General features: G+C 73.2%; 10 protein-coding genes. 3 read left to right on the forward strand and 7 right to left on the reverse strand.

Features of this window, described 5'->3' with window-relative positions:
* Positions 1–28: 28 nt before the first annotated feature.
* The 4 genes from AC07F0_RS05065 to AC07F0_RS05080 form a co-directional block, all read right to left on the reverse strand.
* A complete protein-coding gene (locus tag AC07F0_RS05065; RefSeq protein ID WP_478974368.1) occupies positions 29–1201 on the reverse strand; it encodes a serine hydrolase domain-containing protein in 1173 nt (390 codons plus the stop codon).
* Between the two features lie 97 nt (positions 1202–1298).
* Positions 1299–2006, reverse strand: a complete 708-nt coding sequence (locus AC07F0_RS05070) for a response regulator (protein WP_478974371.1) — start codon at positions 2004–2006, stop codon at positions 1299–1301.
* Positions 2003–3172 (reverse strand): sensor histidine kinase, encoded by a 1170-nt coding sequence (locus AC07F0_RS05075; RefSeq protein ID WP_478974374.1) that lies wholly within the window; start codon positions 3170–3172, stop codon positions 2003–2005. The genes AC07F0_RS05070 and AC07F0_RS05075 overlap by 4 nt, the downstream gene beginning before the upstream one ends.
* 83 nt (positions 3173–3255) lie before the next feature.
* Entirely contained in the window at positions 3256–3909 is a 654-nt protein-coding gene (locus tag AC07F0_RS05080) for a MerR family transcriptional regulator (protein ID WP_478974377.1), read from the reverse strand.
* Positions 3910–4101: 192 nt separating this feature from the next.
* On the opposite strand from AC07F0_RS05080, the gene AC07F0_RS05085 reads away from it, so the two are divergent.
* Both AC07F0_RS05085 and AC07F0_RS05090 read left to right on the forward strand, forming a co-directional pair.
* Positions 4102–5022: a hypothetical protein gene (locus AC07F0_RS05085; RefSeq protein ID WP_478974962.1), complete on the forward strand. Its 921-nt coding sequence runs from the start codon at positions 4102–4104 to the stop codon at positions 5020–5022.
* Positions 5019–5495 (forward strand): ABA4-like family protein, encoded by a 477-nt coding sequence (locus tag AC07F0_RS05090; RefSeq protein WP_478974380.1) that lies wholly within the window; start codon positions 5019–5021, stop codon positions 5493–5495. The genes AC07F0_RS05085 and AC07F0_RS05090 overlap by 4 nt, the downstream gene beginning before the upstream one ends.
* On the opposite strand, the gene AC07F0_RS05095 is transcribed toward AC07F0_RS05090, so the two are convergent.
* Positions 5480–6139 carry a response regulator gene (locus tag AC07F0_RS05095; RefSeq protein WP_478974383.1) on the reverse strand — a complete coding sequence of 220 codons (660 nt, stop codon included), beginning with the start codon at positions 6137–6139 and terminating at the stop codon, positions 5480–5482. The two genes, AC07F0_RS05090 and AC07F0_RS05095, sit on opposite strands and share 16 nt — an antisense overlap.
* A gap of 13 nt (positions 6140–6152) precedes the next feature.
* Positions 6153–7325, reverse strand: coding sequence for a sensor histidine kinase (locus tag AC07F0_RS05100; protein WP_478974386.1), 1173 nt, complete (start codon positions 7323–7325; stop codon positions 6153–6155).
* 163 nt (positions 7326–7488) lie between these two features.
* Here AC07F0_RS05100 and AC07F0_RS05105 point away from each other — a divergent pair, with 163 nt between their 5' ends.
* Positions 7489–7824, forward strand: coding sequence for an FtsX-like permease family protein (locus AC07F0_RS05105; protein ID WP_478974965.1), 336 nt, complete (start codon positions 7489–7491; stop codon positions 7822–7824).
* A 577-nt stretch (positions 7825–8401) separates the two neighbouring features.
* On the opposite strand, the gene AC07F0_RS05110 is transcribed toward AC07F0_RS05105, so the two are convergent.
* Positions 8402–9084, reverse strand: a 683-nt coding sequence (locus tag AC07F0_RS05110; protein ID WP_478974389.1) for a tetratricopeptide repeat protein, incomplete at its 5' end; no start/stop codon positions are given.

The raw sequence follows: 9084 nt of genomic DNA on the forward strand, positions 1-9084 counted from the left end.
GGCGGCTCCGCCGACCGTGTGAGGGCTGTTACGGCCGCCCGTACACCGCCACCATGATGTTCTCCGCCACCTTGTTCATGTCCTGGCCCTTGGCGTCCGTGGAGTTGACGCTGTAGACGAGGGTGCGCGAGCCGTCGCGGGTGGAGGCGATGGCCGCGTTGTAGCCCCAGCGCCCGCCCGTCTTGCCCCACACCTCGCGGCCGCCGAGCACCTTCATCGACAGGCCGACGGAGTACGCGGCCGGCTCCCCAGTCCCGAAGTCGGTCACCCGCGGCAGCGTGAACATCTCCTCCAGGAGCGGTCCGCGCACGACGCTGCCCTGGAACAGGGCCTTGGTGAACCGTTCGAGATCCGCCGTCGTCGAGATGATGGCCCCGGCCGCCCAGCCGTCCGTGGACCCCCACACGGACACGTCGCGCAGCCCGGTCGTGCCGTCGTCCAGCCGCATGATCTGGTAGCCGTGGTTGTGCCGGCCGGTGATGCGCGGGTTCTTCCCCGGCAGGTACGTGTCGTGCAGCCCGAGCGGGCGCAGGATCCGCCGGGCGACCTGACGCTCGTACGTGTCACCGGTGACGCGCTCGATCAGCAGGCCGGCGATCGTGTAGCCGATGTTGAGGTAGTGCTGCCGCTCGCCCGGCGCGAACTCGGGCTTCTTCGCGGTCGCCGAGCGGACCATGCCCCGGGGGTCGTGGACCCGGAAGCGGTCGGCGTACAACTCCTCGACCGTGGTCCCGGGGAAGTCGGGAGCCGGGATGCCGTGCGTGTGGTTCAGGAGCTGCCGGACGGTGACGCCGTCGTACGACGCCGGGATCAGCTCCGGCAGGTAGGAGCGGGCGCTGCGGTCCAGGTCCAGTCGGCCCTCGGTGGCCAGTTGCAGGGCCACCGCCGCGGTGAAGACCTTGGTCACGGAACCGGCGCGGAAGCGGGCGCCCGGATCGGCCGGCCGGCCGGTGCGCAGATCGTGCACGCCCGAACTGCCCCGCCAGACGCCCTCGTCGCCTCCGACCCGCACGAGGGCGGCGGTCGCGTCGGCGCTGGGGAGGCCCGCGATGGCGGCGGCGAGTGCGGGGTTCCGGGGCTGGGCGGCCAGGTGGGCGGGGGCTCGGTCAGGGGGTGTGGCGGCGGCGGCCGGGAGGGCGGACGGTCCCGCCACGACGCCCGCGAGGAGTACGGCGGCCAGCAGGGAAGCGGTACGGGGCATGGTCAACTCCGTGGATGTGAGCCGGTGTTGTGGGTACGGCTCCATCCTCGGGACCTGCGGTGCCGGGCGGATCGCCCGCGCAGGCGGTCTCGGAGGGTCAGTTCCTCGCCGACGTGGGGGAGGGGCGGGCCCGGTCCGCTCCCCCGGGCGGGGGATCCCCGGCCGCGACGAGTCCGGTCTCGTACGCGCAGATCACGGCCTGGATCCGGTCGCGCAGGCCGAGCTTGGCCAGGACGTTGCCGACGTGCGTCTTGACCGTGTGGTCGCTGACCACCAGCTCCGCGGCGATCTCGGCGTTGGACAGGCCCCGGGCGAGCAGCAGCAGCGTCTCGCGCTCCCGCCCGGTCAGCACGTCCAGCCGGGCGGCGGGCCGCGCGTGCCTCGTGGAGCGCGTGTACTGCTCCACCAGACGCCGGGCCACGGAGGGCGCGAGCAGCGCGTCGCCCCGGGCGACGACCCGTACCGCGTGCACGAGATCGTCCCGGCGGACGTCCTTGAGCAGGAAGCCGCTCGCGCCCGCGTGCAGCGCGTCGTACACGTACTCGTCGGAGTCGAAGGTCGTGAGCATCACCGTCCGGCAGTCGCTCGCGGCGCTGATCGCACGGCAGGCCTCGATCCCGTCCATGCGCGGCATGCGCACGTCGAGCAGCGCCACATCGGGTGTGTGCCGCCGCACCGCCTCCACGGCCTCGGCCCCGTCGCCCGCCTCCGCGACGACCTCGATGTCCGGCTGGACGTCCAGGATCAGCGCGAAGCCGCTGCGCACCAGCTCCTGGTCGTCGGCGACCACCACCCGGATCGTCACCGCCCGGCCTCCACCGTGGCCGCCACGGGAATCCGCACCCGCACCTCGAACCCCCGCCCGTCCGCTCCCCGCCCGGTCATCGCGCTCCCTCCGAGCGCCGCCGCCCGCTCCCGGATCCCGACGAGCCCGTGCCCGCCCCGGCGACCGGCGCCCCCGGTCTGCGGACCACGCCCGTCATCGGTCACGCACACGCTCAAGTCGTCGTCCCCATAGGTCAGTCGTACGGTCACGGTACGGGCGCCGGCGTGCCGGACGGTATTGGTGAGGGCCTCCTGGACCACCCGGAAGACGGTCGCCCCGACCGCCCCCGGCACCGGCCGGACGGTCCCCGCGGTCCGGTACACCACATCCAGCCCACTCCCGGCCCGCACCCGGTCGCACAGACCGGCCAACTCCGCGACCCCGGGCTGCGGTTCGCGCAGGGGGACACCGTCGCTCACCCGCAGCACACCCAGCATCCGGCGCAACTGCTCCATGGCGTCCCGCCCGGTCGCGGAGATGGCGTCGAAGGCGGCCTCGGCCCGTTCCGGCGCGGCCCGCACGGCCACCGGCCCGGCCTCCGCCTGCACGATCATCAGGCTCACGGCGTGGGAGAGGATGTCGTGCATCTCCCGTGCGATCCTGGCCCGTTCGCGCGCGGCGGCCTGCTCGGCCTCGACGCGGTGGGCCCGCTGACGGGCGTCGGTGAGCCGCCCGAGGACATAGGCGGCGGCGAGCACGAAGACGGAGAAGGTCAGTTCACGGGCCGACCGGGTGTTGAGCCACACCCCCACCGGCACGGCGACCAGCAGCACGAGCCCCGTGACGAGCCGTTTGCGCGCGGGCGACAGCGCGGCAATCGTGTAGACGACCACGAGCCCGGTGTACGGCAGCGGCTGCCCGGGCCCGTCCATGGTCAGCCGGTACAGCCCGCTGGCGGCCAGCACCGCGAACAGCACGCCGACGGGGGCGCGCCGCCGCCAGACGAGGGGCAGCACGGTGAGCGTGCTGAGCCCGTACGCGGCCCAGGTCGCCGGCGGCGCCCCGGCCGCACGCGGCACGACGAACGGCATGGTCATCGCGGCCTGGACCAGGAGCGCGACACCGATGTCGACGACAAGCGGATTGGCCGCCCCCAGCTCCCGACCGCGCTCCCACCACTCCCGTAAGCCCCCGCGTATGTCCATAGGGAGTACACGGTAACGACCCTCCGGCGCAGTGCACCGGGAGTCGGGAAGAGCAGCGTGCCGACTGGGCTGGGGGGCCTCCGCTATCCCTCCCCGCCCCGCGGCGCCCCCTGCGCCCCGTACAGCCTGGCCGAGGCGTCGACATGGGCCAGGCGGCGCAGTGCGCTGAACACCGCCTCGCCCAGGACCGTGCCGATGACCACGCCCTCCACCATGTCCTCGACCGCGACCCGCCGGTCCACGTACGCGAGGTCGGCCCGGGCCACCTGCTCGGCGGCTTCTGCGTAGGTGTCGAGGAGTTCGGCGAAGGCTCCGTGGCCGAGCCGGGTCAGGGCGGCCAGGGCTCTGGAGAGGTCGGCGGCGGCGGGGTTCGAGGCGTGGGTGCGCCAGCCGCGTCGGGAGATGAGGTCGGACACGGTGGTGCGGGCGGTCGCCGCTTCGGCGTCGTCCTGGTCGGCCGCCGTGCCGCCCATGCGGTCGGCTGCCGCGCCGAGCACCTTGTGCAGGGGGCGGTCCGGGTCGTCGACGGCCGCCAGGACGTCCGCGATCTCCGCCACCTTCATGCCGCCGACGTCGAGCAGGGCGCGGATCAGCCGGAGCCGGCGTTCGTGTGTCTCGTCGTAGCTCGCCTGGTTGCGGCTGGTCAGTTCGCCCGCGGGGAGCAGCCCTTCACGGACGTAGTACTTGATCGTCGGCACCGGCACCCCGGTCTTCCGGCTCAACTCTCCGATGCGCAACGCCGGTTCACTCCTCGAAATCCGCCCTGCCCGTGGGGCCGGCCCTTGCCGACCGGGCTCCCATGATAGATAGTGGGGCTATCTGATAGCGGATAGTGCCGCTATCCACTTAGGGATTCATCTGACGCAGGGGTGGGCATGGTGTTCTTACGTACGTCCTGGCATCGGCCGCTGGTGGTGTTCTCGGCCGCGATGGCGGTCATGGCGGTCGTGTCCGCGGTGGGAATCGTGGTCGACGACCGTGTCCTGGTGGGGGCCCCGATCTGGGCCAAGCCGTTCAAGTTCGCGGTGTCGTTCGTGGCGTACTGCCTGTCGCTCGCCTGGATGCTGTCGCTGCTGCCCGACCGGCGGCGCGTGGGCTGGTGGGCGGGGACCGTCGTCGCGCTGGCGAGTCTCGTCGAGATGGTGATCATCACCGGGCAGGTCGTCCGCGGCAAGCGCAGCCACTTCAACCATGAAACACCGTTCGACGAGGCGCTGTTCAACGCGATGGCGGTCACCGTCGTCGTCCTGTGGGCCGGCACGCTCGTCGTCGCCGTGCTGCTGCTGCGCGCCCGGATCGCCGACCGGGTGTCCGCCTGGGCGATGCGCTCCGGGAGCCTGCTGGCGCTGGCCGGGGCCGCCGTCGGCTTCCTGATGACCCAGCCCGCGCCGGGGCAGGAGCGCGGCGTCTCCAAGGTGGTCGGCGCGCACAGCGTGGGCGTGCCGGACGGGGGTCCCTCGATGCCGCTGACCGGCTGGTCCACGACCGGCGGTGATCTGCGCATCCCGCACTTCTTCGGCATGCACGCGCTGCAACTCCTGCCGCTGCTCCTCATGGTGCTGACCGTCCTCGCACCCCGCTTCGCCCGTCTCGCCGACGAGCGGGTCCGGCTGCGACTCGTCCTGCTCGCCTCGGGCGCGTACGCGGCCGTCTTCGCGCTGCTCCTCTGGCAGGCGCTGCGCGGCCAGCCGCTGTTCCGTCCGGACGAGGCGACGCTGGGGGCGGCCGGGCTGCTCCTGTTCGCCGTCGTTCTCGGGGTGTACGGGGCTCTGCGGACGAGCCGGACCTCTCCTCCACACGGGGTGACGGACGCGGCAGGTGCTCCCGACGCGAAGGACCTCGTGGCATGACCGGATTCCTCTTCGAGCTCTCCTTCCTCCTGGCCGCGCCCGTCTGGCTGCTCATGATCTTCGCGCCGGCGTGGGGGCCGACCGCTCGCATCGCCGGGTCACCGTTGACCGTGCTGCCGGTGCTCTTCGTGTATGTCGCGCTCGCGGTACCGGTGTTCCCCGAGCTGTGGACCGCGGTCAGCAACCCGGACCTCGGCAGTTTCCGCGAGCTGACAGCCCTCCCGGACGGGGCCGGTGCCGTCTGGGCGCAGGTCATCGCCTGGGATCTGCTGATCGGGCAGTGGATGTACCGGGAGAGCCGGCGGCTGGAGATCCCCGCCCTGCTGATGGGACCGCTGCTGGTTCTCACGATCCTGCTGTCGCCGTTCGGGCTGCTGGTGTTCCTGGGGGTGCGTGCGGTGCGGGTTCGGGTGCGGCGGGCGGGGCCGAGGCCCTCGACCGGCGGGCCGGTGCCGAGTCAGGCGCGCAGGTAGGCCAGTACGGCCAGTACGCGGCGGTGGTCGTCGGGGGCGGACGGGGGCAGGTCCAGTTTCTGGAGGATGCTCGCGATGTGCTTGGCGACGGCCGCGTCCGTGACGACCAGGCGGCGGGCGATCGCCGCGTTGGAGCGGCCCTCCGCCATGAGGGCGAGGACCTCGCGTTCGCGGGGCGTGAGCCGGTCCAGGGGATCGCGGCGGCGGGCGAGGAGCTGGCGCACGACGTCCGGGTCGACGACCGTCGCACCGGCGGCGACACGAGCGACGGCGTCGGCGAACTCCTCGACATCGCCGACGCGTTCCTTGAGGAGGTAGCCCGTTCCGACGCTGCTGCTGCGGTCGTCCAGGAGCTCGTCGGCGAAGGTCTGCTCGACGTACTGGCTGAGCACGAGGACCGCCAGCCCGGGCTGCTCGGCCTGGAGCAGGCGGGCCGTGCGCAGGCCTTCGTCCGTCTGGCCCGGTGGCATACGCACGTCGGTGATCACCAGGTCGGGGCGGTGTTCCCGGGCGGCGGCGAGCAGGGCCGGGCCGTCGCCCACGGCGGCGAGCACCCGGTGGCCGAAGCGCTCCAGCAGATGGACGAGACCTTCGCGCAGGAGGACCGCGTCCTCCGCGAGCACTATGCGGAGGGACTGCCGCATCAGGTCTCCGCTCTCAGGAAGGTGGGCCGGCGCACGGGATCTCCGCTCTCAGCAGTGTGGGTCCGCCGGGCGGGCTGGACAGGAGCATTCTGCCGTCGGCAGCGGCGATCCGGTCGGCGAGGCCGACGAGGCCCGTGCCGCGAGCCGGGTCGGCGCCGCCGGAGCCGTTGTCCTCGATGTCGAGGCGCAGCACCCCGTCGTGGCAGCGGGCGGTGACGCGGCAGTGGTCGGCACCGCTGTGCCGGGTGATGTTCGTGAGGGCCTCGGCCGTCACGTAGTACGCCGTCTGCTCGACGGCGGCCGGCAGCCGGCCCGGGAGGTCCAGGTCGAGGTCGGCGGGGATCGGGCAGCGCCCTGCGATGTCCCGTGCGGCGGCGGGCAGTCCGCGTTCCGTCAGGACCTGCGGGTGGATGCCCCGGATCAGTTCGCGCAGCTCGGTGAGCGCCTCCTTGGCGAGGGCGTGGGCCTCGCCGACCTGCCGCGCCGCCGCGCTGCCGGGCGGCAGGTCGAGGGTGGCCAGGCCCAGCTTCATGGTGAGGGCGACGAGCCGCTGCTGGGCACCGTCGTGCAGGTCGCGTTCGATGCGGCGGCGTTCCGTCTCGAAGGCGTCGACGAGGCGGGCCCGGGACCGTACGACCTCGCGCAGTTCGCGGTCCTTCGGGAACAGCACGGCACGGCCCACCGCCGCACGGACGGCGGCCCACGCCCCGATGGGATACGCGGCCACGGGCAGCAGCAGAGCACCCGCGACCGGGCCCGCCACGGTCTGCCAGGGCACGGCGGTGGGCTGGAAGGGCGTCAGGAGCAGGAAGCCCGGGATGCCGAGCGAGACCAGGGCCACGGCGAGGTCCAGCCAGCCGACCGCCAGGACCGATACGACGCCGTAGCCGACGGCCCGTGCACCGCCCGGCGACTCCAGCCGTTCGCCGGCGTCGACGAGGGAGAGGCGACGCCGCTCCAGGGGCCCCGCGAGGGCGGCGGCGAAGACCACCACGGCCCCCGCGCAGAGCACCCTGGCGATCGTGCCGATGGGCGCGCTGAACAGTCCGCCGACACCCAGGTAGACGCCCGTCGCGAACACCCCGCCGGACAGGAGATACCCCAGGGCACGCCATGGCCAGACGGTGCGCAGGAACCCCAACGGGCTGCGGGTGAGGGCCTCCAGGATCGTTCGCGGGGTGGTCACGCGGTCGACCGTAGCCGCGCCGGGTGGCGATGGCAGTAGTGCCAGGTGGAGTATCGGCTCTCGCCCTGGCGGCAATGTGCCGGGCGGTGCTCCCGTCGTTGCCTTGAAGGCATGACCACGACGAACTCACCTACAGGAAACAGCACTTCGGCCCTGCTGCCCGATCGCCGTCGCCTCCACCGTGCTGACGGCGACCGCCGGCCGGGTACGGGACCTCCGCGTCCTGCGCCTGTCCGGTGCGACACCGCGCCAGGTGCTGCTGACGCTCGTGGCCGAGACGTGCTGCGTCGCCACCCTGGGCGCCGTCCTGGGCCTGGCGGTGGCCGGTCCCGCCCTGTTCGGCATGGCTCAGGGGCTGCGCCGGGAACTGGGGCTGCCGGTCGAGCTGTCGGTGGCCTGGCCCTGGGTCGGGGGCGTGGTGGTCGGCTGTCTGCTGCTCGCCACGGCGGCCACGGTCCTCCCGGCCCAGGTCGCGCTGCGGCGGATGCGGCGGGCGTGACTGAAGGGGCCGGGCGGGTGGTCACCGTCGGACGACCGGCCGGAACGCCTCGCGTACGCCGGACTTGGTCGTCGAGACGAACTGGTCGCCCGGTCCCAGGTCGGCGGGTCGGCGGGGGCCGGGGGCCGCGGCGGCTCGGAGGGCTCCGGCGGCAGGGGCGGACCCGGTTCGTACGCCGGGTACGTCATGCCGTGATCACCTCCGCGGCCGGGCCGGGTACCGAGACCTGCGGAGAGCGCCGTGCCGCTATCGCCTCAAGGTGCCGGGTGTGATGTCGTCCGTGCATGGCTCTCCTCCAGCCTCTCGGGGGTGGTTGTGCGCGGACGCGGGACGGCCCGAGCCCTCCCCTCGCAGGGTTCGGACCGCTGCCCCAATGGCCCGTCCCGGCCGCGCCCTGAGCCATTCGACCGCCGCACACCGTTGTTCGGCTGGCCCCTCACCAGCACCGAACAACCCCAGGACCGCCTGGATCGGGCCCGGACCCACGCGGCGTCACCGGCATCCACTTCCGCCGGTGCGCCGATGCGCCGGTGCGCCGATGCGCCACGCTCGGCGGAGCTGTCCGGTGAGTGACTGTTCAGTCGGTGATGGCCCTGTGCCGCAGCCGGCGGTCTCGCAGCCGGTGTGCTGAGCGTGAGGCAGCCAGCGCCGCCTGCAAGCTGTCACGGCTGAGCAGGGTGTCGGGGTGGTCCGGGCCGAGGAGGCCGGTGCGGACGGCGAGGTTCTGCCGGTGGTGGTCGACCGCCTGCGCGTACTGACCCATGCCCTCCAGGGCGATGGCCAGGTTGTGGCGGCTGCCCAAGGTGTTCGGGTGGTCGGGGCCCAGGACGCGGAGGTAGGCGGTGAAGGCCTGCCGGTACAGGTCGGCCGCCTCCGCGTAGTGGCCCAGGCCTTCGAGGGCGTCGGCCAGGTTGTGGCGGCTGCCGAGGGTGTGGGGGTGGTCGGGGCCCAGGACACGGGCGCGGTCGTCGAGGGTCTGCCGGTGCAGGTCGACCGCCTGCGCGTACTGCCCCATCCCGTCCAGGGCGAAGGCGAGGTTGTTGCGGCTGGCCAAGGTGTGAGGATGGTCGGCGCCCAGGACACGGGCGCGGTCGTCGACGGTCTGGCGGTGCAGGTCGACCGCCTGCTCGCAGTGGCCCATCGCGTTCAGCGCGTTGGCGAGGTTGTTGCGGCTGGTGAGGGTGTCGGGGTGGTCGGGGCCCAGGACGCGGGTGCGGTCGTCGAGGGTGTGCCGGTGGTGGTCGGCCGCTTGTGTGTACT

The organism is Streptomyces sp. NPDC045955 (assembly GCF_056430805.1).

Bases quoted from the DNA above. Each gene is read 5' to 3' on its own strand.
- AC07F0_RS05095 (WP_478974383.1), bottom strand. From the start codon at position 6,139: ATGCGGCAGTCCCTCCGCATAGTGCTCGCGGAGGACGCGGTCCTCCTG.
- AC07F0_RS05090 (WP_478974380.1), top strand. From the start codon at position 5,019: ATGACCGGATTCCTCTTCGAGCTCTCCTTCCTCCTGGCCGCGCCCGTC.
- AC07F0_RS05085 (WP_478974962.1), top strand. From the start codon at position 4,102: ATGGCGGTCATGGCGGTCGTGTCCGCGGTGGGAATCGTGGTCGACGAC.
- AC07F0_RS05065 (WP_478974368.1), bottom strand. From the start codon at position 1,201: ATGCCCCGTACCGCTTCCCTGCTGGCCGCCGTACTCCTCGCGGGCGTC.
- AC07F0_RS05075 (WP_478974374.1), bottom strand. From the start codon at position 3,172: ATGGACATACGCGGGGGCTTACGGGAGTGGTGGGAGCGCGGTCGGGAG.